Origin of the sequence: Gordonia metallireducens (assembly GCF_021245825.1) — a bacterium.
GTDB lineage: Bacteria > Actinomycetota > Actinomycetes > Mycobacteriales > Mycobacteriaceae > Gordonia > Gordonia namibiensis.
This window is the reverse complement of the sequence record NZ_JAJQJP010000031.1, coordinates 1-23,679: the sequence shown is the minus strand read 5'-3', so window position 1 is coordinate 23,679 and position 23,679 is coordinate 1. Positions and strand designations below refer to the sequence as shown.

26 protein-coding genes are annotated in these 23,679 nt (G+C 66.8%); 8 read left to right on the top strand and 18 right to left on the bottom strand.

Annotated elements, in window-relative coordinates:
• Positions 1-31: 31 nt before the first annotated feature.
• The 6 genes from LQD00_RS12650 to LQD00_RS12625 all read right to left on the bottom strand — a co-directional run bounded on the left by LQD00_RS12650 (position 32) and on the right by LQD00_RS12625 (position 5,157).
• A complete protein-coding gene (locus LQD00_RS12650; protein ID WP_232717567.1) occupies positions 32-811 on the bottom strand; it encodes a fructosamine kinase family protein in 780 nt (259 codons plus the stop codon).
• Positions 808-1,731, bottom strand: coding sequence for an SDR family oxidoreductase (locus LQD00_RS12645; protein ID WP_232717566.1), 924 nt, complete (start codon positions 1,729-1,731; stop codon positions 808-810). The genes LQD00_RS12650 and LQD00_RS12645 overlap by 4 nt, the downstream gene beginning before the upstream one ends.
• Positions 1,732-1,764: 33 nt before the next feature.
• Positions 1,765-2,775 (bottom strand): N-acetylmuramoyl-L-alanine amidase, encoded by a 1,011-nt coding sequence (locus LQD00_RS12640; protein WP_406567020.1) that lies wholly within the window; start codon positions 2,773-2,775, stop codon positions 1,765-1,767.
• A gap of 238 nt (positions 2,776-3,013) precedes the next feature.
• Entirely contained in the window at positions 3,014-4,078 is a 1,065-nt protein-coding gene (locus LQD00_RS12635) for a CobW family GTP-binding protein (RefSeq protein ID WP_232717565.1), read from the bottom strand.
• On the bottom strand, positions 4,066-4,911 hold the full coding sequence (gene trhO / locus LQD00_RS12630; protein WP_232717564.1) for an oxygen-dependent tRNA uridine(34) hydroxylase TrhO: 846 nt from the start codon (positions 4,909-4,911) through the stop codon (positions 4,066-4,068). The genes LQD00_RS12635 and trhO overlap by 13 nt, the downstream gene beginning before the upstream one ends.
• Before the next feature lie 60 nt (positions 4,912-4,971).
• Positions 4,972-5,157, bottom strand: coding sequence for a hypothetical protein (locus tag LQD00_RS12625; protein WP_232717563.1), 186 nt, complete (start codon positions 5,155-5,157; stop codon positions 4,972-4,974).
• 848 nt (positions 5,158-6,005) lie between these two features.
• Here LQD00_RS12625 and LQD00_RS12620 point away from each other — a divergent pair.
• Both LQD00_RS12620 and LQD00_RS12615 read left to right on the top strand, forming a co-directional pair.
• Positions 6,006-6,350 (top strand): histone-like nucleoid-structuring protein Lsr2, encoded by a 345-nt coding sequence (locus LQD00_RS12620; RefSeq protein ID WP_006865540.1) that lies wholly within the window; start codon positions 6,006-6,008, stop codon positions 6,348-6,350.
• Positions 6,351-6,440: 90 nt separating this feature from the next.
• Positions 6,441-7,487 carry a PHP domain-containing protein gene (locus LQD00_RS12615; protein WP_232717562.1) on the top strand — a complete coding sequence of 349 codons (1,047 nt, stop codon included), beginning with the start codon at positions 6,441-6,443 and terminating at the stop codon, positions 7,485-7,487.
• Here the strand turns inward: LQD00_RS12615 and LQD00_RS12610 are convergent.
• The 7 genes from LQD00_RS12610 to LQD00_RS12580 form a co-directional block, all read right to left on the bottom strand.
• Positions 7,441-8,682, bottom strand: a complete 1,242-nt coding sequence (locus LQD00_RS12610; protein ID WP_232717561.1) for a cation:proton antiporter — start codon at positions 8,680-8,682, stop codon at positions 7,441-7,443. The genes LQD00_RS12615 and LQD00_RS12610 overlap by 47 nt on opposite strands.
• A 56-nt stretch (positions 8,683-8,738) precedes the next feature.
• Positions 8,739-9,833, bottom strand: a complete 1,095-nt coding sequence (locus LQD00_RS12605) for an LLM class flavin-dependent oxidoreductase (RefSeq protein WP_232717560.1) — start codon at positions 9,831-9,833, stop codon at positions 8,739-8,741.
• Between the two features lie 57 nt (positions 9,834-9,890).
• Positions 9,891-10,970 (bottom strand): ABC transporter substrate-binding protein, encoded by a 1,080-nt coding sequence (locus LQD00_RS12600; RefSeq protein WP_232717559.1) that lies wholly within the window; start codon positions 10,968-10,970, stop codon positions 9,891-9,893.
• Positions 10,971-11,028: 58 nt separating this feature from the next.
• On the bottom strand, positions 11,029-11,829 hold the full coding sequence (locus LQD00_RS12595; protein ID WP_232717558.1) for an ABC transporter ATP-binding protein: 801 nt from the start codon (positions 11,827-11,829) through the stop codon (positions 11,029-11,031).
• A gap of 52 nt (positions 11,830-11,881) precedes the next feature.
• Positions 11,882-12,730: an ABC transporter permease gene (locus tag LQD00_RS12590; protein ID WP_232717557.1), complete on the bottom strand. Its 849-nt coding sequence runs from the start codon at positions 12,728-12,730 to the stop codon at positions 11,882-11,884.
• Positions 12,731-12,811: 81 nt separating this feature from the next.
• Complete coding sequence (locus LQD00_RS12585; RefSeq protein ID WP_232717556.1) at positions 12,812-13,396, bottom strand: DUF1707 SHOCT-like domain-containing protein; 585 nt, start codon at positions 13,394-13,396, stop codon at positions 12,812-12,814.
• A gap of 33 nt (positions 13,397-13,429) precedes the next feature.
• Complete coding sequence (locus tag LQD00_RS12580) at positions 13,430-14,662, bottom strand: serine hydrolase domain-containing protein (RefSeq protein ID WP_232717555.1); 1,233 nt, start codon at positions 14,660-14,662, stop codon at positions 13,430-13,432.
• A gap of 134 nt (positions 14,663-14,796) precedes the next feature.
• Between LQD00_RS12580 and ygiD the strand changes: the two genes are divergently transcribed.
• Positions 14,797-15,636, top strand: a complete 840-nt coding sequence (gene ygiD / locus LQD00_RS12575; RefSeq protein WP_454771249.1) for a 4,5-DOPA-extradiol-dioxygenase — start codon at positions 14,797-14,799, stop codon at positions 15,634-15,636.
• A gap of 69 nt (positions 15,637-15,705) precedes the next feature.
• On the opposite strand, the gene LQD00_RS12570 is transcribed toward ygiD, so the two are convergent.
• From LQD00_RS12570 to LQD00_RS12550, 5 genes are all read right to left on the bottom strand, one after another.
• Complete coding sequence (locus LQD00_RS12570) at positions 15,706-16,191, bottom strand: SRPBCC family protein (RefSeq protein WP_232717553.1); 486 nt, start codon at positions 16,189-16,191, stop codon at positions 15,706-15,708.
• Positions 16,192-16,194: 3 nt separating this feature from the next.
• Entirely contained in the window at positions 16,195-16,569 is a 375-nt protein-coding gene (locus LQD00_RS12565) for an ArsR/SmtB family transcription factor (RefSeq protein WP_232717552.1), read from the bottom strand.
• A gap of 255 nt (positions 16,570-16,824) precedes the next feature.
• Entirely contained in the window at positions 16,825-18,489 is a 1,665-nt protein-coding gene (locus LQD00_RS12560) for an ABC-F family ATP-binding cassette domain-containing protein (protein ID WP_232717551.1), read from the bottom strand.
• 41 nt (positions 18,490-18,530) lie between these two features.
• A complete protein-coding gene (gene aqpZ, locus LQD00_RS12555) occupies positions 18,531-19,331 on the bottom strand; it encodes an aquaporin Z (RefSeq protein ID WP_232717550.1) in 801 nt (266 codons plus the stop codon).
• Positions 19,328-19,558 carry a hypothetical protein gene (locus LQD00_RS12550; RefSeq protein ID WP_232717549.1) on the bottom strand — a complete coding sequence of 77 codons (231 nt, stop codon included), beginning with the start codon at positions 19,556-19,558 and terminating at the stop codon, positions 19,328-19,330. The genes aqpZ and LQD00_RS12550 overlap by 4 nt, the downstream gene beginning before the upstream one ends.
• A gap of 162 nt (positions 19,559-19,720) precedes the next feature.
• On the opposite strand from LQD00_RS12550, the gene LQD00_RS12545 reads away from it, so the two are divergent.
• From LQD00_RS12545 to LQD00_RS12525, 5 genes are all read left to right on the top strand, one after another.
• Positions 19,721-20,707, top strand: coding sequence for a hypothetical protein (locus LQD00_RS12545; protein ID WP_232717548.1), 987 nt, complete (start codon positions 19,721-19,723; stop codon positions 20,705-20,707).
• 195 nt (positions 20,708-20,902) lie between these two features.
• Positions 20,903-21,376, top strand: a complete 474-nt coding sequence (locus tag LQD00_RS12540) for a flavin reductase family protein (protein WP_232717646.1) — start codon at positions 20,903-20,905, stop codon at positions 21,374-21,376.
• Positions 21,373-22,110 carry a pyrimidine reductase family protein gene (locus tag LQD00_RS12535; protein WP_232717547.1) on the top strand — a complete coding sequence of 246 codons (738 nt, stop codon included), beginning with the start codon at positions 21,373-21,375 and terminating at the stop codon, positions 22,108-22,110. The genes LQD00_RS12540 and LQD00_RS12535 overlap by 4 nt, the downstream gene beginning before the upstream one ends.
• Positions 22,111-22,160: 50 nt before the next feature.
• Positions 22,161-23,360 (top strand): NAD(P)/FAD-dependent oxidoreductase, encoded by a 1,200-nt coding sequence (locus LQD00_RS12530; RefSeq protein WP_232717546.1) that lies wholly within the window; start codon positions 22,161-22,163, stop codon positions 23,358-23,360.
• A gap of 49 nt (positions 23,361-23,409) precedes the next feature.
• Positions 23,410-23,646, top strand: coding sequence for a hypothetical protein (locus LQD00_RS12525; protein WP_232717545.1), 237 nt, complete (start codon positions 23,410-23,412; stop codon positions 23,644-23,646).
• Positions 23,647-23,679: the final 33 nt, after the last annotated feature.

Below are 23,679 nucleotides of genomic sequence, written 5' to 3'. Positions count from 1 at the left end.
TCAGACACCAGGTGATTATCGCGTGCCCCGATCACTCGCGAGCGTCGAGGACGCTCCGGGCCGCCCGCCCGAGCGCAGTGCCGTACCCGGGGCCGTGTCCGGCTGCGTGCACCGCCAGCGGGTGCAGCTGATGGACCTCGACCCGGCCCTCCCAGCCGGGGGCCAGCGCATGCGCCTCCTGATACCCCACGATGATCTCGTCGAGCAGCGGGCAGCCGAAGAGCGCGAGCATCGCGAGGTCGGTCTCGCGGTGACCGCCGTGCGCGGCGGGGTCGATCAGGACGACGCCCGACGGGGTCCACATCACGTTCCCGTTCCACAGGTCGCCGTGGATGCGGGCGGCGGGTTCGTCGTCGTCGAAGGCCCCGTTCGCGACCAGTTCGCAGACGGCGTGGACGGCGTCGGAGTCCGCAGCGGTCAGGTTGCCCGCCTCCCGTGCCGGACGCATATAGGGCTCCACGCGTTCGCGGGCGTAGAACTCTCCCCACGAGTCGTATTCGACGGAACTCAGCGGGCGTCGCCCGATGAACAACTGGCCGTCGAAGCCGGTCGGCGGCGAACCGAACCGCGGCGCGCCGGCGTCGTGCATCCTCGCCAACGCCGCACCGAACGCGCGGGCCGCGTCACGGTCGGGACGGGCCGTGTCGAGCCTCTCGAGTTCGATGACGTCCTCGCTCACGGCCAGCACCTTCGCGACCGGCGCCCCGGCGTCGGCGAGCCAGCGCAGACCGGCCGCCTCGGCGGCGAAGAAGTCGGGATGACCTCCCGGCGGACCACTGCCCCGCAGCGTTTTACGGAAGACGCGGCTCACTGCGTCGAATGGTGATCGCGCGCCCGTTCCTCGAGCTTCGTACCGCTGATCCGTGCGAGCTTGTCGAACCGGTCGTTGGCCACCCGCATCACGATCTCGTAGGGCAGCGCGAACTTCCGCGCCCACCAGTAGCCGAATCGGATGTCGAAGGAGGTGTAGACCATGAAGCGGTTCTTGCGGATGCCCTTGAGGATCGCCGCGGCCGCCGTCTCCGGCGACACCGCGACCTTGTGGAAGTTGTTGATGGCGGCCTTGACTCGCGGATCGTCGCGGTCGACGCCGACGATCTCGACGGTGTCGACCAGCGGTGTGTCCACCCCGCCCGGACACACCAGCGACACCCCGATGTGGTGGCGCCGCAGATCGAATCGGAGCACTTCGGAGACGCCGCGAATCCCGAACTTGCTCGCGCTGTAGGCGGCATGCCACGGCAGCGCGAGCAGTCCGGCGGCCGACGAGACGTTGACGAGGTGACCGCCGGCGCCGCGTCGGACCATCTGCGGCACAAAGCTTTCGATGATGTGGATCGGGCCCATCAGGTTGACGTCGACCAGCGACCGCCAGTGCCGGTGCTCGAGGTTCTCGACCGTGCCCCACGCCGAGATCCCGGCGATGTTCATCACGACGTCCATCACCCCGACCTCGGCGTCGACCTGCCGCGCGAAGTTGGCCACCCAGTCGTAGTCGGAGACGTCGCCGGCGACGTGGTAGAGCACGGTGCCGTCGGCGCGGAGGATCTCGGCGACCACCTCGTCGAGCTGGTCGGCGTGCAGATCGGTCAGCACGAGCTCGGCGCCCTGCGCCGCCGCCGCTTCGGCGGTCGCGCGCCCGATCCCGCTCGCCGCACCGGTGATCAGTACCCTGCGTCCTCGTAACGACGGCACCGGAGTGTCCATCACCAGGAGATCTCGAATGCCCATGGGGCCGAGGTTAGTCGCCGGAGGCGGGCGGACTCAGCCGATCGGCAGCTTCCCGTCGAACAGGCCGTACAGAATCGTCAACATCGCCTTGAGGACCTGCGCCGACACGTCCTGGCCCTGGGTCGCCAGCAGCTGCACGACGGCTTCGGGCTCCTCGGTGGCGAGCAGTTGCTGGACGAACGGGATCACCACGGACAGCCCACTGGCGTCGTCGGCCAGCGGCACCGATGGTGCGGGTGCGGCACCGGTGGCCGCGCTGCCGTTGACGTACTTCAGGATGCCGTCGGTGATCGCCATCGCGTACTTCAGCTGGCCGTCGCGTCCAGCCAGGGCGGCCGCCTCGGCGGGATTGGACAGGTTGCCCATCTCGATGAAGACCGCGGGCACCTTGGTCAGGTTGACCGCGGCGATGTCGGGACGGGTCTGGATGCCGTTGCTGACGCCGGCGTAATTGGCCGACGGGAAGCCCGCGGCGAGGAAGGAATCGCGCATGACGTTCGACGCCTTGCGGCCCTCACCCGACTGCACGCGGTGGACGGTGGGATCCGGGATCGGCAGCGACGGCACGATCATGTGGAAGCCCTTCTTGGCGCTGTCTGCTCCGCGGCTCGTCGAATCGGCGTGCAGGCTCACCGCCACCGCTGCCCCGGAACGGCTCGCTGCAGCGGCGCGCTCGTCCACGCAACCGCCCCAGCCACGGTCATCGGGCCGGCTGAGCACGACGCGAGCCCCCTGGCTTTCCAGCCCAGCCTTGACCAGCTGACTGATCTGCCAGTTGACGGCGTGCTCCCGCGCACCGTTCACCCCGGTGGCGCCGGTCGTCTGGCAGTCCTTCTTGCCGCCGCGCCCGTCGGGCACCTGCGCGTTGAGGCTGCGGCCGGCAGCGCTGGCCTGGTGGCCCGGGTCCAGGAAGATCGTCTTCCCCGCAAGTGCGGCCCCGCGGGCGGGCGCGGCCTGCGCCGGTGCCACCACCAGGTTGGTCGCCATCACGGTCGACGCCACCGCCGTCACGGCGAAGGCGGTCGTCATCATGCGCTTCTTCATCATCTTCTGGAACATCGGCGTTTCGAGGCGACGACCACGCTTTTCAGCACCGATCATTCGCCTCACTCCTCCCGTTAGACACCATTGGTCACACTGGTAACAGACTTAACAGTGAAACAGGGTTCGCGGGGTTTGCGAAATGGAAGACCTGGGCCTTCCGGATTTCGTTAGCCAGATGTGACATCCCACCCGGCGTGTCGCATGATCCACGACACACGTGTCGCCCCCGGGCGACGCCTCAGGCGGGCACGTGTCGCAGGACGCTGAGGATGCCGTGTTCGTCCTCCGCGTCCTCCGGTCGCGCGATCGCCGCCTGCAGCTCGGCGTGCACCGCGTCGGGGTCGAGGCCGCGACCGATGGCGACGAGTTCGGTCGACGGCGTCTCCGGTCCCCACGGCTCGCGCTCGACCCGGACGAAACCGCCCACCCCGTGGACGACGAACTTCTGCCGGTACCGCGGCAGGTCGAAGTGCACGATGCCCTTGATCCGGAAGCAGCCGCTCGGTGGCCGCTCCAGGAAGCGTGCGAGTCGACGCGGGTCGAGGGGTTCGTCGCTGCGGAAGGTGACCGCCTCGTAGCCGGCGTGCAGGTGCTGGTGGTCGGTGTGGTCGTGCTCCTCGAGGAGCAGCTCGTCGAGAGTCAGTTGGACGCTTCGGGGTTCGTCGTCGGCGGTTGCCTTCTCGATGTCGAACAGCAGCGCGGGGTCGACTCGAGCCTCTTGCGTCACGAGCGCTGCTGCGGTCGGATTCAGCTGGGCGACAATCTCTTCGACTGCCCGCAGGTCGGTCTCGGAGATCAGGTCGGTCTTGTTGACCAGGATGAGGTCGGCAATCGCCATGTGCGCGTCGACCTCTGGATGTTCCTCGCGCAGCGAGTGGATGTGCGCCGCGTCGACGACGTAGACGAGACCGCCGTAGCGGACCCGGGGATCCGCCACCGCGGTGACCATCCGGATGAGCGACTTGGGTTCGGCGATCCCGCTGGCCTCGATGACGATCGCGTCGATCTTCGCGCTCGGCCGGACGAGGGAGGTCAGCGCATCGGCGAGGCCGTCTGCGTCGACCGTGCAGCACATGCACCCGTTGCTGAGGCTCACGGCGCCGTCGGCCTGTGCGGACACCAGCAGAGCGTCGATGTTGACCGCGCCGAAGTCGTTGACCAGTACACCCAGCCTCGTGCCGGTGGCCCCCGCGGTGCGCAGCAGATGATTGAGCAGCGTGGTCTTGCCCGACCCGAGGAACCCGGCGACGACGATCACCGGAACCGGCGGCCGAGCCGATCGGGACGCGTTCACCCCAGGCATGCCGGGCAGATCACCGCGAGGTCCCGGCCCTCGCGATCGGGATGGTTCGCCACGTTGTTCGTCGATGCGCCACATTCGACGCACTGCCCGAGCAGCTCGGCGTTATCGGAGAACTCGGTGCTCATGCGGTTGTCGAAGACGTAGAGCGATCCTCGCCAGAGCCCGTCGTCGCGGTAGCGCTCGCCGTAGCGGACGATGCCGCCGTCGAGCTGGTAGACCTCGTTGAACCCGCGGTTGCGCATCACCGTGCTGAGGACCTCGCACCGCACGCCTCCGGTGCAGTAGGTGACCACCGGACGGTCTTTGAGGTGGTCGTAGGCACCGCTCTCGATCAGCGGGATGAAGTCGCGGGTGGTCTGCGCCTTGGTGACCACGGCACCGTCGAACCGACCGACCTGCGCCTCGATCTCGTTGCGGCCGTCGAAGAAGACCACCTCGTCGCCGCGTTCGTCGACGAGCTGGTGTACCTCTTCGGGCGTCAGGCGGGTACCCCCGCCGACCACGCCGTTCTCGTCGACGACGATCTCGTCGGGAACTCCGAACGTCACGATCTCCGGACGCACCTTCACACTCAGGCGCGGGAAATCGTCGCCGGTGCCGTCCGACCATTTGATGTCCGCGTCGGCGAACCCGGGGTACGAACGGGTCGCTCTGACGTAGCGTTTGACCGCGGCGATGTCGCCACCGACGGTGCTGTTGATTCCGTGTCGTGACACGATGATCCTGCCCCGCAACCCGAGCGACTCGCAGACCGACAGCTGCCACAACCGAATGGCTTCCGGATCGGGCAGCGGGACGAAGACGTAGAACAGAACGATCTTGGGGGTCGACACAATGCAAGGGTACGGAAATCGATCACGGCGGCCCGTACCCGTCCCCCGCCGTCATCCGGTTCATTTCGGTCGCATGATCTGCGCTTCGTTCGCGATCGTGATCACCGCGACAATCGTCACCGTTGCGGGATGTTCGTTACCCACCGACACGGCGCCTTCACGAATCGTCATTCCGCCGACCGACGAACTGTCGACCCTCACCGAGGTCGAGTCTGCATCGACAACAACCACCACGGGTGAGGACACGGCACCGAATCTTCCCGATTGGACAATTGGCCGAGTCGTGGCGATGGCTCCCCGCATCGACAATTCGCGCTTTCATCAGGGTTCGGTCACTCCCGATTCACCGATACAGGACTCGTCGGGCTTCCATTTCTCCACTCCCGATCGATCGGTCAATTGTTCGACGGGCACCAACGGGAGGTCGTCGCTGGCCTGCCGTATCAACGACGGCGCCGACTCCGGGCCCGCGACGCGACGCACCCGTCCGCCGTCGGAGCCGGCCTCCTGCGACTGGGCACCCGATTACGCAATCCTCAGTTCAGACGGCCCGCAGCGTGGCGCCTGCACCAATCGCTATCCGGTTCTCTTTCGCTCATCAATAGTCGACTACGGGCACACGATTTCCATTTCCCGATTCTCCTGTCTCGTGGAGACAGTCGGGCTGTTCTGTCTTGAATCGCGTTCGAAAGCGGGATTCTCGGTGACCGACAGCGGATACCGGACCATCTATGCCGCTGATCGTGCACCCGAGTCCTTGGTGGCTCTCTCCCCCGAAGAATCCGACGAATCAGCCCGGGGAGCGACGACGGTCACGTCGTCGACTCGGACATCTCGGGCGCCCACGCGGACCGAGACACCCCGACCGCGGACATCTAACAGCAGCACAGTGCCCACTTCCTAAGAATTCTCGCGCCCCGACTTCCCTGAGCCTTTTCGATACTTTAGGGTCTAGGCGGGGGTTCTCAGCGGCTACTCATAGTTCGGGTCTAAGCTGTGCACCGAAAGAATAGATCAAAACGGGGTGGATAAGGTTTAATAGACCTCCCACGGCCGAGTTGGTCGCATGACACAAATCGAGGGGAAAGCGTTTCATGGCGAAGAAGGAAATCGTTCAGGTCATCGACGATCTCGACGGCAAGGTCTTGGATCAGTACGAAACTGTTCGATGGTCACTCGACGGCAAGAATTACGAGTTCGACACTTCGTCGAAGCACGCTCAGCAATTCCGTGATTCGCTCTCGAAGTACCTCGACATCTCGCGCCAGACCGGCCGGGTGGCCAAGCGTGCGACGGCCACCACCGCAGCCACCGGCGGCGGGCGCAACAAGGAGACCACCAAGGCCATCCGCGAATGGGCGATTCGGGAGGGTTACGAACTCAGCGACCGCGGCCGTATCCCGCAGAGCATCATCGAGGCCTTCGAGGCCGCACACTGACCGGTCGCACGTGAGGATTTCCTCGCCCGTACCGAACCACCGCCCGGCCGCACTCGTGCGCCGGGCGGTTGTCGTCTGCGAGGTGCAACCATGAAGCCGCTCGAACCGCTCGCCGCACCGGTCGACCCGGTGGAGGCGCTGGCCCGGATCTCCTGGCTCCTCGAACAGCGGCGGGAGAGCAGCTACCGGGTGGAGGCGTTCCGACGCGCCGCCCAGGCCGCCGCACGACTCTCTCCCGACGACCTGCAGGGCCGGGCGTCGGGCCGAACCCTCACCACGGTGAAAGGGATCGGCAAGACGACGGCGGCCGTCATCGGACAGGCCGTTGACGGCGCGGTCCCGGACTATCTCGCCCGGCTGCAGGACGAGGACCCGGCCTACCCGCCGGGAGACGCCGCCGAAATGGTCACCGCCGTCGTCGGAGATCTCCACGCGCACACCGAATGGAGCGACGGCGGGGCACCCATCAACGAGATGGCCTCGGCCGCACAGGCCATGGGCCATGAGTGGCTGGCCATCACCGACCACTCACCCCGGTTGACCGTCGCCAACGGGTTGAGCGCCGAACGACTGACTTCGCAGATCGAGGCGATCGACGAATGGAACAGTCAGCAGGAAAACGATTTTCGCCTGTTGCGTGGCATCGAGATCGACATTCTCGACGACGGTGCACTCGATCAGTCGGACGAGATGATCGAGCGCCTCGACATCGTGACGGCCTCGGTACATTCACATCTGCGGATGGACCACGATGCGATGACGACCCGTCTGGTCAACGCGGTCTCCGACCCGCGCGTCCACGTCCTCGGGCACTGCACCGGCCGTCGGGTGTTGAGCGGGCGCGGCCACCGGCCCCCGTCGACCTTCGACGCCCGTGCCGTGTTCGAGGCGTGCGCGGCGAACGACACGATCGTGGAGATCAATTCGCGTCCCGAACGCGTGGACCCGCCCGATGAGCTCATCGAGATCGCGATCGAGGCCGGCTGCCTGTTCGCGATCGACTCCGATGCTCATGCACCCGGGCAGCTCGAGTTCAAGGTCCTGGGTGCGCGTCGTGCCGTGGAGCATGACATCGACCCGGACCGGATCGTCACGACGTGGTCGTCGGAACGCTTGCTGGAGTGGACTTCCCGATGAGCCGGGCGGCGAGGGGGAACAACAGGACCGTCGTCGCACCGGCCGCGACCAGGGTGGAGGCGAGGGCGTCGGAGATGAGCTCCGAGGACACCGCGACCTCGGTGACCGCCACGATGATCGGTAGACCGGTCGCGGCGAACAGCGCCAGCTGAGTCCGCTCGCGCGGGTGACTCAGGAAGTGACCGTCGTCGAGGTAGCGCGCGCTGAGCCAGACCGGGACGCCGCGGGCGATCGCGATGGCCAGCACCAGGACCACCCAGGTCCCCGGCTTGGAAGCCACCGCCGACACGTCGATGTTCATTCCGGAGGTGACGAAGAAGATCGGGATGAGCACGCCGAACCCGATGACCTCCAGCGACTTACCGACATGCGGGTGCTCGGGCCCGATGAGCCGGCGGAGGATCAGTCCCGCGGCGAAGGCACCGAGCACGACGTCGAGATCGAAGACCGCGGCCACCGTCATGAGTGAGACGAGCAGCAGGACGACGACGCGCACCGGAAGCTGCACCGTGCCTCCGGCCATCTCGCCGATGGCCCGGCCGATGCCGGGAATACGCGCGAGGATGCGTTGCGGGGCAGCGGCTATCAGGAGTGCGGCCAGGACGAAGAGCACCAGCACGATCACCGCGCCACCGAAACTCCGGCTGGTCAGCAGCAGCGACATCGCGAACACCGGACCGAGTTCGCCGACGGCGCCATGCGCCATCACCGCACGCCCGAGCCGGGTGTCGGCCATACCCGCTTGTTTCATGATGGGCAGCAACGTACCGAGGGCGGTCGAGGTGAGGGTGATCGCGATCGCGATGTGGGCGGTGAAGCCGGCCTCGCTCAGCCCCAATGCGAATGTCGTGGCGACCAGGACCACCGATCCCCAGGCGATGAGCAGACTCACCACCCAGGACAACTGGGCGACGCGACCGGACCTACCGCTCAGCAGCTTCGGGTCGAGTTCGTAGCCGGCGAGGAGGAACAGCATCCCCAGACCGAGCTGGCTGAGCATGTCGATACCCGTGCGGTCGGCCCAGTCGAGAGCGTGGGGACCGATGACGATGCCGAACACCAGCAGTAGAACGGCGTCGGGAACGTACCCGCGGGACAGCCTCGACAGCAGCGGGCTCACCGCGGCGATCAGGACGATCCAGAACAGCGACACGATCACCGAGGTGTCGGTCGTCGCGGACTCGGCGAGGATCATGACGAATATCGTGGCACGCCGCCTCCGGATTCATCCCGCCGCCACGACGCCGGAGGTCACGCCAGTGCGTTCGCCCTTTCACGCAGAACGGGAAGGACGCCCTCAGCGAACCAGTGGGCCTCCTCGATGTGCGGGTAACCCGACAGGATGAAGTGGTCGAAGCCCTGCGCCTCGTACTCACCGATCAGCGCGGCGACCTCGTCATAACTGCCGACGAGCGCCGTGCCCGCTCCCCCACGGATCAACCCGACCCCGGCCCAGAGTCCGGGGTGGATCTCGAGGGCATCGCGGCGACCGCCGTGGAGTTCGGCCATCCGGCGCTGACCTGTCGAGTCCGAGCCCGAGTGCAGTGCGAACGCCGTCGCGACCTCCTCGTCGCTGATCCCTGCCAGTAGGGCGTCGGCGACCCGCCACGCCTCCTCGGACGTCTCCCGGGCGATGACGTGCAAGCGCACACCGTATTCCAGCGTCCGGCCCCCCGCGGCGGCGCGGCGAGCGACCTCGGCGATCTTGTCCCCCGCCACCACCGGCGGTTCACCCCACGTCAGATACACCTCGGCGCGGGCGGCCGCGACACTCAGCGCCGGGTCCGAGGACCCGCCGAAGAAGATCTGGGGCTTCGTCTCGGGCGGGTCGGGCAGGAACGCCCCGGCGATCTTGTAGAACTCGCCGTCGAAGTCGACGGCCTCACCGGCCCAGAGGCGTTCGACGATCTGCAGGAACTCGTCGGTGCGTGAATAACGGCGGTCGTGGTCGACCCAGTCGCCGAACCTGCGCTGTTCCACCTCGTCGCCTCCGGTCACGATGTTCACCGCCACCCGGCCACCGGAGAAGCGCTGCAGGGTGGCGGTCTGCTGGGCCGCAAGCGTCGGCGAGATCAGTCCCGGCCGGAACGCGACGAGGAACGACAGGTTCTCGGTGTGGGTGATCGCCGCCGCGGTGGTGAGCCAGGCGTCCTCGCACCAGGTGCCGGTCGGGGTCAGCACGCTCTCGTAGCCGAGCCGGTCGGCCGTACGCGCGACGTCGATCAGGTACGGCAGCTCCGGTGCGCGGTAACCGGGTGGATGACGCTTGGTGGCCGAGGCATGTGATGCCCCGACGATCCCGCGGCTGTCACCGGCGGTCGGCAGGAACCAGTGGAAATGGCTCATCGATCAGACTTCCCTTCCAGACGGGTGGGTCGTGCCGGATGAATCAAAACGGCCCGGTCAGGAGGCCGGGGTGGAGAAGTACTCCGTCAGCGCATCGTCGTAGCGGTTGTCGACGAAGTCGGCGAAGGTGACCTCTCCCTGTAGTTGACCCGACGCGGCGAAGGCGTCGGCGAGCGTCTGCTGCGATTCGACAACGCTGTCGTCCAGCGCGATCGCCGGACGCAGGCTTCGACCCTGGGCGATCTTTCCGGCCCTCGGGTCGATACCGATCTCGGCGGAGTACTTCTCGGCCCACGCATCGGGGTTGGCCTTGGCCCAGTTGCCGGCACGCGCGATGCCGGCGACCAGTTCACGAATGGCGGTGTTGCGGCGCGGATCGGCGAGCGCCTGGTCACCGGCGATGCCGAATCCGTAACCGTTGGAGACACCTTCGGCGGTCACCAGGGTCTTGGGGTTGTTGTCGAGTTGCACGATCGCGGTGTAGGGATCCCAGATGGCCCAGGCGTCGACGTTGCCGGAGGTGAAGGCGGACAGCGCATCCGCTGGTTGCAGGAACACCGGTTCGACGTCCTTGCCGGGGCCGAGGGTCAGATTCGCCTTGTTGAGCTGGAGCAGCAGGTGCCCGTGTGCCGAGCTGCCCTTGGCGACGGCCACCTTCTTCCCGGCGAGGTCGGCTACCGAGGTGAGGGTCGAGTTGCCGGGGATCAGGATGGCGTCACCGCTCGCGTTGTTCGCGAAGCCGGCCACCACCTTGACCTTCGCGTTCGACGCCGCGCCGAAGATGGGCGGGGTGTTGCCGGTGACGGCGAAGTCGATCTTGCCCGCGGTGGCCGCCTCGATCTGCGGCGGCCCCGAGGTGAAGGTGGAGAACTCGACCTCGAACGGCAGCTTCTCGAGCTCACCGGACGCTCGCAAAAGCGCTGCGGTGCCGCCCTTCTGGTCGCCGACGTGCAGGGTCAGGTCCTGCAGTGACGACACCTCGACGGTCTCGTCGGCGATCGAGTCCGCGGTGTCGTCACGCTGCACGCAGCCGGCGAGCCCCAGTGTCAGTGCAGCCGTGGCCAGTACGGCCGCGAGCACCCTCCGTCGAGACGACGGGGTGCGGGACGGGCGAGCGGGAACGTCGGCGATTCTCATAGGTGTTGCGGCGCTTTCGGTGTGGGTGGAACGTGGACGAACCGGAATCAAGCGGTGGTCAGCGGGCGGCGTCGGCGACACCGAGGGCGGTGAGGAGTTCGGCACGCAGCCGCGGGATCTGCGGGTCGACGGCGTCATCGGAGTCGTTTCCGGTGGCGCCGCCGCGGGGGTCGGGGACCGCGATGTCCTCGACGATCCGGCCGTCGGCCAGCACGACGACCCGGTCGGCGAGTCGGAGCGCTTCGTCGACGTCGTGGGTGACGAGCAGAGCGCCGAATCGGTTGTGGCGCCACAGCGAGATCAGCAGTTCGTGCATGGTGCGGCGGGTCAGGGCGTCGAGCGCACCGAACGGTTCGTCGAGCAGCAAGAGCTGTGGACGTGCGACCAAAGCACGGGCGAGGGACACACGTTGTGCCTGCCCACCGGACAGTTGCGCGGGCCAGGCACCGGTCTTGTCGGTCAGGCCGACCTCGTCGAGGGTTCGGCGGGCGCGTTCCCTGGCCTCGGACTTGCCGACCTTCTCTCGGACGAGTCCGAACACGACGTTCTGCAACACGGTGCGCCACGGGAACAGACGCGGTTCCTGGAACGAGACCGCCGGGAAGCCCGCGGTGCGCACGGTTCCGGATTCGGTCTGCGACAACCCTGCGAGCAAGCGCAACAGAGTCGATTTACCGCTGCCGCTGCGTCCGATGAGCGCAACGATCTCGTGCGCGCCGACGCGCAGCGTCACGTCTCGCAGGACCAGGTTGTCGCCGTAACCGAGACTGGCGTTCTCGACTTCGGCGGCGTACGCGCGGACGTCGTCGCGCGCGGTGGGCACGGTGACCTCGAGGTCGCGGGTGGCGATGGCGGTCATGGGTGACCCTCTCCTGCTCGGGATGGTTCTCGTCGGGGTAGCGCGTTGCATGTCAACGGTTCTGGTATCGGGTGGTGTAGCGCTCGAGTGCGCGAACGACGGCATCGGTGATCAGACCCAGTGCGGCATAGACGATCAGGCCGAAGAAGATGATGTCGGTGCGCAGGAAGTCGCGGGCGTTGTTGATCAGGTAACCGAGTCCGGAGGTGGCGGCGATCTGTTCGGCGACGATGAGACTGAGCCAGGCGATCGCGAGCGCCTGACGGAGGCCGACCAGGATCTGCGGCATCGCTCCCGGGATGACGAGGTCGCGAATGGTGGTGATCCGCGAGAATCCCAGCACGCGTGCGGTTTCCACGAGTCGAGGGTCGATCTGCCGGATGGCGGCGGAAGTGTTGAGGTAGAGCGGGAAGAGTGCACCGAGGGCGACGAGCAGCACCTTGGGCATCTCCCCGATCCCGAACCAGAGGATGAACAGCGGGATCAGGCCGAACAGCGGTAACGCCCGGATGGCCTGCATGTTGGGGTCGACGATCGAGTCGGCGTACCGGCTCAACCCGACGAGGAGACCGAGTCCGACGCCGACGGCGACTCCGATCGCGAGACCGACGGCGACACGCTGCGCGGATGCGGCGATGGCGTCGAGGAGATGACCGTTGGCGAGCACCTCCCACCCCGCCTCGGCGATCAGCGACGGCGCGGGCAACCTGTCCTGCGGGATGATGCCGAGTGCACTGCCCACCTGCCACAACAGGAGGACGGCGACCGGCGACAGGGCCCGGACAACCGTGTGCCGTCGACGGTTCTTCGTCTTCGTCTGCGCGGATGTCGAATTCGCGGAATCGGATTCGGTGGGCACTCGCGCTCCGGGCGCGCTGATGCTCAGGGTCTGGTCGGCCACGGGGCCGACGCTACGAACCGGGGCAGGGTCGGCGACACCCTTGAGTTCAGCGTGAGTGCAAGTCCACCCTTCGGGTTTCGTTCAGGTACGGCGGATGACGACGGAGCTCGTTCCCGAGGCCGATCCGATCAGCTCGATGACCGCTCCCCCGGGACGCGTGGGGGCTCCCGCCTTGTCCTTGACCTTCGACCATCCGGACAGGTGGAGATCGGAGTACCGCACCTCGTGTTCCGGCCCGAGCTTCAGCTTCACCGTCGACACCGACACCTGTAGTTGCACCGACGTCGAGGGTCCGGTGAATCTCGCTGCGGTGAAGTCCAGCTCGACCGTACCCACCGAGGCTGTCGCAAGGATCGAGGAGGGAACCTCCCACACCCCCTTTCGCCGGACCTCGCTCCAATCCGCGTCGAGGTGGAGCGGCTCGGCAGCGGGCCCGGACGGTGTGACGGCGGGGAGTTCGGGGAACAGCTTCGCGGCGCTGGGGAGATCCTCCAGTACGGCGCGGAGTTCGCGGCGGGTCTTGGCCGTGTACACCAGCCCGGACCGGTCTTCGAACTCGACGATCTCCAGATAGCCGGAGGTGAACGCGTCGTTCAACAGCGCGATCGCGCGTTCGCGTTCGGGGTTCCCGACCCGTAGATCGTCGTCGGAGTGGCGGTCGACCATGCACCCCACCCTAGGCACCGTGCCGCCCGCGCTCTAGTTCCGCGGGATCGGCGGCGCGTGATCGGGCGCCATGAGCGCCGCGATCCGCGAGAAGATCGGGTTGCCACCGTTGTCGTAGGAGCCGTCGGGACCGAACGCCTCTGCTTCGTAGGTCACCGCGACCGCGATGGACACCTTCTCCTCGGGCAGGTACCCGACCACGGCGGCGTACCCGTTGAACAGCGGGTTCTGGACGATCCAGTCGCCGGTCAGGACCACGCCCATGCCGTAGGTGTAACGTTCGCTCATCTCCAGGCACGTCGCGCAGCCGTACAGCGGGCGGGCGACACCGCGGAGCCGGGTCGAGGTCATCGTCTCGTAGGACTCCTTCGACAGCGTCTCACCGGCGAAGAGCTTGCGCCCGGTCGCCTCGACGTCGTAGATGTTCGAGGTCTGGATGGCCCCGTGGGTGATGCTCCACGACGGGTTCCACCCGGTGGTCTCCTCGTAGAACGGTGTGTCCGGCGGCAGGTTCAGGAACCCTCGGCGTTCGGAGGAGTATGCGTGCAGGGCGGGCTCGGGGATGGTCGCGGTCAGAGCCGACACGGTGTTCTCGAGTCCCAGCGGCTTCGAGATCCGTTCGCGGAGCAGCTCTTCGACGGGTTCACCGGTGATCTTCTCCAGCGCGAGGCCCAGGATGACGTAGTTGGTGTGGGCGTAGTTCCAGTTCGTGCCGGGCCTGTACAGCAGGGGCTTGTCCACCGCGTAGGACAGCATCTCGTCCGTGGTCCACGCCTTGAACGGGTTGGTGAGCTCGGTCGTCTCGAAGGCGTCGTTGCCGAGGACATAGTCCTGATACCCGGAGGTCATCGTCGCGAGTTGCCCCAGCGTGACCTCGTCGGCGTGCGGGATCTGCGGGACCCACTTCCCGATGGTTTCGTCGAGGGACACCTTGTCCTCGTCGACCAACTGCAGCAGTACCGCGGCCACGTACGCGATGGCGACGGCGCCGTTGCGGAAGTGCATGTCGGGCGTGGCCGGGACACCGGTCTGCGATTCGCCGTACGCCTTGGTGATCACCTCGTCGCCGTCATCGGTCACGCGGACGATCACCGCTTTCAGGTGTTTCGACGCTTTCAACTCCTCGACGATCCGCTCGATCGCCGCAGCTTTCTCTGGGGCCGACGAGGCGCCGGAGGATTCGGCAGGCCCCGATCCACCAGAGCCACACGCCGCGAGTACCGCGACCATCAGCATCACCACGATCGTCGACCAGCGCTTTGCCATACGGTCAGCGTCCGACATGGGTCGTCGTCGCGAGTCGGATCCGGCGGATTCGGCACGCAAACGCGGCGTACCGTCATCTTCTGACCCGACCAGCACGACCCGAGGCGGCCACCATGACCACCACCCAGCCGATCATGCCGGCCGCGTTCATCGGACACGGCAACCCGATGAACGCACTCGAGCGCAACAAGTACACCGAGGCATGGCGAGCACTCGGGCAGGCGGTCCCGAAGCCGCGGGCGATCCTGGTGATCTCGGCGCACTGGTACACAAACGCGACGGCGGTGACGGCGATGCCACGACCGCGCACCATCCACGACTTCTACGGGTTCCCGCAGGACCTCTTCGACGTCCAGTACCCCGCACCCGGCGACCCCGAGGTCGCCGAGATGGTCTCCGACGTCGTCAAACCCACGTGGTGCGGCCACGACCTGGACAGCTGGGGCATCGATCACGGGACCTGGTCGGTCCTCGTGCACACTTTCCCCGACGCCTCGATCCCGGTTCTGCAGCTGTCGCTCAACGCCTTCAAGGACTTCGAGCATCACTACGAGCTGGGCCGCAAGCTGGCGCCGCTACGTGAGCAGGGGGTGCTGATCATCGGCAGCGGCAACATCGTCCACAACCTGCACGCGATCGATTTCGCCAAGGCCGACTCCGGCTACGACTGGGCCCACCGGTTCGACGACGCAGCCCGTGAAGTGCTGCAGGACAACCCCTCTGACGTCCTGAGTCTCGACGGGCACCCCGACTTCGACAACTCGGTACCGACGCCGGACCACTACCTGCCGCTGCTCTACATCGCCGGTCTCGCGCAGGAGTCGCCGCTCGATCTGCTCGTTGACGGGCATGCGGCCGGTTCAATCTCGATGGCCGCCTACACGCACGGCCTGGACGTGAAGACGGGGACGTTCGGCGACGCGCCGGCCGCCGAACTGCCCGACGGGTTCCCGTCCCTGGACTCCAACATCTGAATCCCGCCGGCCGAGCCACCCCCGCCGGCCGAGTAGGCCTAGGCGCCAGCCGAGGGCCGTATCGAGGTCTCAGGACTTCAGGAACTCGTCGATCTGGTTGATCGCCGCGGTGGAACCCTCGACGACGCCCATGTCGAGAACCTTCTGAAGCGCTTCGGCGGATTCGAAGGTGCTGATGTAGGTGGCGACGGTCTTGCCGTCCTTCTCCACGAACGCGTACGAATTACGCGACTCGGGCATGTCGGTGATCGGGTTGAGGTCCGCGTCGGCGAACCCGTCGAGGAACGTGAAACCGTCTGGCTCGTTTACGGATTCGACCTTCCAGTAGCCGCCGAACTTCTCCCCTTCGGGACTGGTCATGTAGTACGTGACCTTGCCGCCCGGCTCGAACTCGTGGTCGACGACGGTCGCCGGGTAGGTCGGCGGGCCCCAGATCTTCTCGAGCTGGCGCGGGTCGGCGTAGATCTGCCAGACACGCTCGACGGGGGCGGCGAACTCCGCGTTGATCGTGATCGTGCGGGCGTCGAGGTCCGGGGTGATGTCGATGACAGGCATGGGTCATTCCTCCGATGATGTTGCAGTGGGTGGGGTTTCGAGCGAGAGCAGGTCGTCGATGCGCGCGATACGGCCGCGCCACACCTGTTCGAGTTCGGAGAGCATCGAGGCCACCGAACGCACCGCGGCGACATCGCCACTGGCCAGTTGCTCGCGCCCCTGACGTCGTTTCGTCAGCAGGCCCGCTTTCTCCAGCACGGCGACATGCTTCTGCACTGCCGCGAAGCTCATGTCGTATTTCGCGGCGAGTACCGAGACCGAGTGTTCACCGGCGAGCACTCGCCGCAGGATGTCTCGGCGAGTGCGATCGGACAGCGCGTGGAACAGGGCATCGGCCCTGTCCTCCTCGTCTGGCGATGTACCAGTGGTTTCGGCCACATCTACAACATACAACCGATCGGTTGTATGTCAACCCCTGCGCCGACAGCCTCGAAGGCCTGGCGAGACACCCTCCCGACCGGCCACCGGTCGACGTCAACCCGACCGGCAGACTTCGATCGACGTCTGCCGGTCGGAGTTGAGGTTCGGCAGTCGGGAACCGGGCACTTCTCAGGGAGCGGGCCCTGTCGACCTCACGACGGCCTGGTGACCCACTCTCCCAACCGGCACCGGTCGACGTATGAGGGTTACGCCTCACTGCTCGGTGACGTGACCACCCTCGACGTGCCAGTGCCGGTCGACGCGGACGTTGGCGAGCATCCGCCGATCGTGGGTGACCAGGAGCAGCGCACCGTCGTAGGAGTCGAGTGCCGATTCCAACTGCTCGATCGCGGGAAGGTCCAGATGGTTGGTGGGCTCGTCGAGCACCAGGACGTTCACCCCGCGGGCCTGTAGCAACGCCAGTCCGGCGCGGGTGCGCTCCCCCGGCGACAGCTCGCCGACCGCGCGGTCGACATGGTCGGCGCGTAGACCGAACTTGGCCAGCAGAGTCCGGACGTCGGCCGTGGTGTGGTCGGGTACGAGTTGGGCGAAGCGATCGGCCAGCGGTGTCGTGCCGGTGAACTGGCCTCGCGCCTGGTCGATCTCACCGATCGCGACGTTGGCGCCGAGTTGCGCTGTCCCCGAGTCGGGTTCGAGGTGGCCGAGGAGGAGTCGGAGCAGCGTCGACTTCCCGGCGCCGTTGGGTCCGGTGATGCCGATACGCTCCCCGGCGTTCACCTGGATCGAGACCGGCCCCATCACGAAATCTCCCTGTCGCACAACGGCGTTGTTCAACGTCGAGACGACCGAGCTCGATCGTGGTGCCGAGCCGATGGTGAACTCGAGGACCCATTCCTTGCGCGGTTCGGCGACCTCGTCCAGGCGTGCGATCCGGCTCTCCATCTGCCGGACCTTCTGCGCCTGCTTCTCACTCGATTCCGTGGCGGCGCGGCGTCGGATCTTGTCGTTGTCGGGTGCCTTGCGCATCGCGTTGCGCACACCCTGACTCGACCACTCCCGCTGCGTGCGCGCCCGTGCCACGAGATCGGCCTTCTTCGCGGCGAACTCCTCGTACTCCTCGCGCTTGTGCCGGCGCGCTACCTCGCGTTCCTCGAGGTAGCTCTCGTAACCGCCGCCGAAGACAGTGTTGGTGTGCTGGGCCAGGTCGAGTTCGAGGACCCGGGTGACGCTGCGTGCCAGGAATTCTCGATCGTGACTCACGAGCACGACCCCGCCGCGGAGGCCCGCGACGACCTCCTCCAGTCGAGCGATGCCGTCGAGATCGAGATCGTTGGTGGGCTCGTCGAGCAGCACGATGTCGAATCGGGAGCACAGCAGTGCGGCGAGGCCGACCCGCGCGGCCTGCCCACCCGACAGGGCGGTCATCGGCGTGGTGTCGGGGTCGATGACGTCGGTGGCGAGACCGAGGTCGGCGAGGACAGCCGGGAGGCGTTCGTCGAGATCGGCAGCGCCGGTGGTGAGCCAGTGATCGAGTGCCGCCGCATAGACGTCGGCGGGATCGTCGGCACCTGCCGAAGCGGACTCGTCCGCAAGCGCCGCGGCCGCAGCATCCATCGCCTGTGTGGCAGCCGTGCAACCGGTGCGACGCCCCACATATTCACGGACCGTCTCACCGGGAATTCGCTCGTGTTCCTGAGGAAGCCAGCCGACGAAGGCGTCCGACGGTGCCCGTGACACCGACCCAGCCAGCGGTGCGAGATCACCGGCCAGCACCCGGAGCAGCGTCGTCTTACCCGCCCCGTTCGCGCCGACCACCCCGACCACATCGCCGGGAGCGACGGTGAGGTCGAGGTGATCGAACAGGACGCGATGGGCGTATCCGCCCGCGACATCCTTGGCGACGAGAGTTGCGGTCATCGGTCAATGGTCGCACCACCGGCGACGCCGGCCGTGCCCGGTCAGCCCCTGGTCCCACCCTGCGTCGGCGCGGGGGCCGGTTCGCCGGGCGCCTTGCCCAGCGCGAACTTTCCGTCCTGGAACATCAGCGGGTAGAGGATGCCACCGATGAGGCCGCCCAGCAGCGGCGCGAGCCAGAACAACCACAACTGGCCGGGGGCCCCGTTGCCGTTGAAGAACGCGACCGCCGTCGAACGGGCCGGGTTGACCGAGGTGTTGCTGATCGGGATGGAGATCAAGTGGATCAGCGTCAGGGTCAGACCGATTGCCAGCGGCCCGAATCCAACGGGTGCCCGGCCGTCGGTGGCGCCGAGGACGACCAGCAGGAAGAACGCCGTCAGGACCACCTCGGCGATCAGGACCGCCACGAGGGTGTAGTTGTTCGGCGAATGGTCGCCGTAGCCGTTGGCCGCCATGTTCCCGGTCGCCTCGAAGCCCGGCCGACCGCTCGCGATCGCGTACAGGAGGGTGCCGGCAAGCAGACCGCCGACGACCTGGGCGATCCAGTAGCCCGGCAGGTCTTTCACCGGCAGCCTGCCGCTGACCACCGCGCCGAGGGTGATCGCCGGATTGAAGTGGGCACCCGAAACGTGCCCGACGGCGTAGGCCATCGTGACGACCGTCAGACCGAATGCCAGCGAGACGCCGAGCAGACCGATGCCCAACTGGATCAGGGTGTCATTGTCCTCGCTGGCGTTCGCGACGTATTTGGCCGCGAAGATGGCGCTGCCACAACCACCGAAGACCAACCAGAACGTGCCGAAGAGTTCGGCCAGCAACCGGCGTGGGGTACTTGTTGTCATGAGACCTTGTCTCCTTCGCCCGGCTCGTCGATCACAGGCACGGCGACGCCGAGCCGGTATGTCCCCGCCACCGTGTCCTGAGTGGACCGCAGTCCCCGAGGAATGTCTGCCCGTTTACGAATCTCATGCTCAGAATTGACGCTCGCGTGTCCTTCGATTCTCATTCGATTGCATGAAAAACGGTATTCCGCGCGTTCGCGAAATAGGCCGGGGAACGCAATCTTCACGACGCGCTCCACCCCTCCTGAGCTGCGAGAACATCCGGTTGAATGCTGCCGGTGGACCTTTCTCGAACACCCTGTTGGGCGCATTGGTGCTCGGTACTCTCCCGTTGTCGATGACCGCCTCCGGTCGGATCTTGCGTAATCGCCTCAGAGAAGGAGCCCATCGTGGGTAGTCCCTACGATCCCAACCAGCCCACTCGGCTCGGCCCGCAGGATGGGCAGCAGCCGTACGGGCAGCAGCCCTACCCCCAGCCCGGTTACGGGCAGCAGCCCTACCCGCAGCCCGGTTACGGGCAGCAGCCGTACAGCCAACAGCCCGGAAGTCAGCAGCCCTACGGTCAGCAACCCGGTGGGCCGCAGCCGTACGGTCAGCAACCGTTTGGCCAACAGCAGCCTTACGGACAGCAGCCTCCCCCGCCCCCGGCGTCGCCGGGTAGCGGCAAGAAGTCGTGGTTCATCGGCGGCGGCGGTCTCCTGCTCGTGCTGATCGTCGTGGTGGCGGTCGTCCTGGCATTCACACTGGGCGGCGGCGACAACAGCTCCGACGAGCCGAAGGTCCCGACCGCGTCGGCCGTCGACTTGCTGCTGCCGGAGTCCGAGTTCCCGGACATCACCGGCGAATTCACGCTGGAGACCGAGCAGTCCGACGACGACGGCACGACCGTCGACAACGAGAAGTGTGCTCGTTTGGTGAAGACCCCGGACAGCAGCGCCGACTTCGCGCAGCGCGAACTCTCCGAGACCGTCGACGGCGGTGAGGTCTTCTTCGGCCTCGACCAGTACAGCGCCGACGTGACCAAGCCTGCCGATGGCGGTTACGACGACTTCGACGACATCCTCTCCGCCTGCGAGACCTTCACGCTGAACCTCGAGGAGGACGGGGAGACCATCCCCGTCGCAATGAAACTCGACAAGCAGACCCTGCCCATCAGTGGCGACTACAAAGCGGTCCGGATGACCGGTCAGTTCTCCATCTCCGACATCGAGGTCCACATGGTGGGGACCCTGGTCGTCGGCGAGGAGCGGGGAGTCTCCTTCTCGGTGTCCCACAACACCTTCAGTGACAGCGCACCATCGGTCAGCTCGGAGGTCACGAGCAACCTCGCCGAGATGTACACCGCGCAGCGTCAGCAGATCACCGACGCCGCCTAGCACCGAGGTGTCACGGATTCGCCATCTCCGATACGGATGCGCTGGTTCCGGCCAGTCCCCCCGGATCGGAGGTGGCGATTCCCCTTCTCGTGGGCCGGCGGGGATTGGTGACCACCAAGATCGGGTAACTCTCGCACGACAAGTGGCTCCCGAGGAGAAGAGGTGGGTGTGGCAGGAACGGACGCGTTCGACAAGATGGTCGAGATCATCGACTACCCGGTGTTCGTCGTGACCACCGTCGCCGACGGTCGCCGGTCGGGCTGTCTCGTGGGTTTCGCCACCCAGACGAGCATCGACCCCCGCCGTTTCCTCATCGGCATCTCGCAGGCCAACCACACGCACGGCATCGCGACCTCCGCCGAACACCTTGCCGTTCACCTCATCCCGAGCGCTCACCGCGAGCTCGCCGAACTGTTCGGAGGGCAAACCGGCGACGAGGTCGACAAGTTCGCGAGGTGTCGCTGGTCAGAAGGACCGTACGGGCTGCCCATTCTCGACGACTCGGAGATGTGGTTCGCCGCAAGTATTCTCGATCGCATCGATGTCGGCGACCATACGGCGCACATCGTCGAACCGGTCGACGGCGCGGTGGTCGTCGACGATCCGTCGCGCGATTCGTGGGTCAGTTTCGCCGATGTCCGCCACATCGCCCCGGGACACGACGCATGAGCGACAAGACGCTGCAGGACCATCCGGATTTCGACGCCCCGACCTTCGCCGAACGCCATTACGCCGACTTCCCCGAGGGTCTGCGCACCAACATGGTGATGAGCATCGACGGCTCGGTGAGTTTTCGCGGGCGGGTCGGTCCGCTGTCCTCCCCCGCCGACCGTGCCCTCTTCCACGCTCTGCGTGCACTGTCGGACGTCGTGCTGGTGGGAGCCGCCACCGCACGCGTCGAGAAGTACGGTCCCCCGGCCTTGTCCGACGAACTGATCGCGTTGCGGTCGCGGCTTGGGTGGCCGGGCGCGTCGGACATCCCGCGCCTGGCGATCGTCTCGCAGTCCTGCTCACTTCCCGAGAGGTCCCTCGACGTCCCGCCCGAGCAGCGTCCGATCGTCATCACCTCCGCCCGGGCCGACACCTCCCCGGTGCACGACCGAGCCGAGGTCATCGCCGTGGGTGACGAAACCATCGACCTTCCTGCGGCTATCGACGAGCTGCGGGCCCGAGGGTTGCGTCGCATTCATTGCGAGGGCGGTCCGAGCCTGCTCGACAAACTCACCGAAGCCGACCTCGTCGACGAATTCTGCGTGACGATGGCACCTCAGGTGACCGGCGAGGGCAGCCCGGTCACCGACTCCGCCGCCGCAGTCCTCAGCCCGCTCGACGCCCCGCGTCGCTTCCGTCTCGCGCATGCGGTCCCGCATCACGACGACGTCTTCCTCCGCTACGTGCGGTGATCTGAACGACCCCGTCCGTTTCCCGGCGGGTCCAGCGGGTACCCGCGGACATGACCACATCCAGCCAGACCCGCCGGTTCGACGTCGTCGTCGTGGGCGGCGGCAACGCCGGCATCAGTGCAGCCGCACGCCTGATCCGACGCGGCGTCTCTGACGTCGCGATCATCGAGCCGCAAGCCGTACACACCTACCGGCCGTTGCTGTCCTACGTCGGTGGCGGACAGGCGACACTCCGCGACGCCGAGCGCACCCAACGGTCGGTGACCCCGGAATCGGCGACGTGGCTGCGGGATTCGGTGACATCCATCGATGCCGACCCACGGACGATCCAGTGCAAATCGGGAACCGTCGTGGAATACCGCGATCTGGTCCTGGGGGTCGGTCTCGTACCCGACGTGGAAGCGATGCCCGGCATCGGAGAGGCGATCGACGAGCCGTCGGTGACCAGCAACTACCTCGACCGAGCGGCGAAGACCTGGGAGCTGGTGACTTCGATGCCGCGCGGCGGTCGAGCGGTGTTCACGGTGCCGCGACCCCCGGTCAGCTGCACCGGCACCACCCTCAAGCCGCTGTTCCTCGCCGCCGCGCACTGGGAACGCATCGGGCTCCTGCCGACACTCGACATCACCCTGGTCGTGGACCGACCTCACCTGCTCGGCGTCGACGACCTCGACGCCCGCCTGTTCGCCCGTCTCGAGGAGCTCGGCATCCGTGTCCTCCTCGGCTCCGGAGTGCAATTACATCCCGGCGACAGGCGGGTCACCGCGACGTCGGCGGCCCATACCCAGGACCTGGAGTTCGACATGCTGCACGTGGTGCCACCCTTCCGCGGCCCGTCGATGGTCGAGGAGTCGGGGCTCGCCGGGGACCAGGAGCGAGGACTCGTCGACATCGATCCGCAGACGTTGCGGCATCGCTCCCACCCCGAGGTCTGGGCGATCGGTGATGGGGCCGCGATCGCCACCGACCCCTCGGGCGGCGGACTCCGCAAGCAGGTGGAGATCCTGGTCGACAACATCCTCGCAGCACGCACCGGCAATGCTCTACGCGATTTCGACGGCTACACGGTGGCGCCGATCGCGACCGCGTCGCATCGTCTCATCGCGGCCGAGTTCGACCGGGACGGAACGTCGATGTCATCGATCCCGTCATTCCTCGACCCGCTCAAACCACGTCGCAGCGCCTGGGCGTTCGACCGCTACGTCCTGCCCCGCTTGTACTGGAATCTGATTCTGCGAGGGCGTGTCTGACGTGAGATCCGGCGGGACCAGAAGGTGCCGCCCGCTACTATCCTCCTCCATGAGCAAGCCGAAGAAGAGCTGGAAAGAGCTATCCCCCACCGCGAAAGCTGCCATCGTGGCGGTCGCGGCCGTCGACGCGGGCACCCGGGTGTGGGCCCTGCGGGATCTCGCCGGACGCCGCCCCGAGGAGATCAACGGGCCCAAGCGCGCGTGGGCGATCGGCCTGTCGATCGGTTCGACCGCCGGCGTCGGACCGGCTGTCTACCTGCTGTGGGGCCGCAAGCGCCGCGGATGACGCCCTTCGCAGGACGGCGTCGAGTGTTCCGCG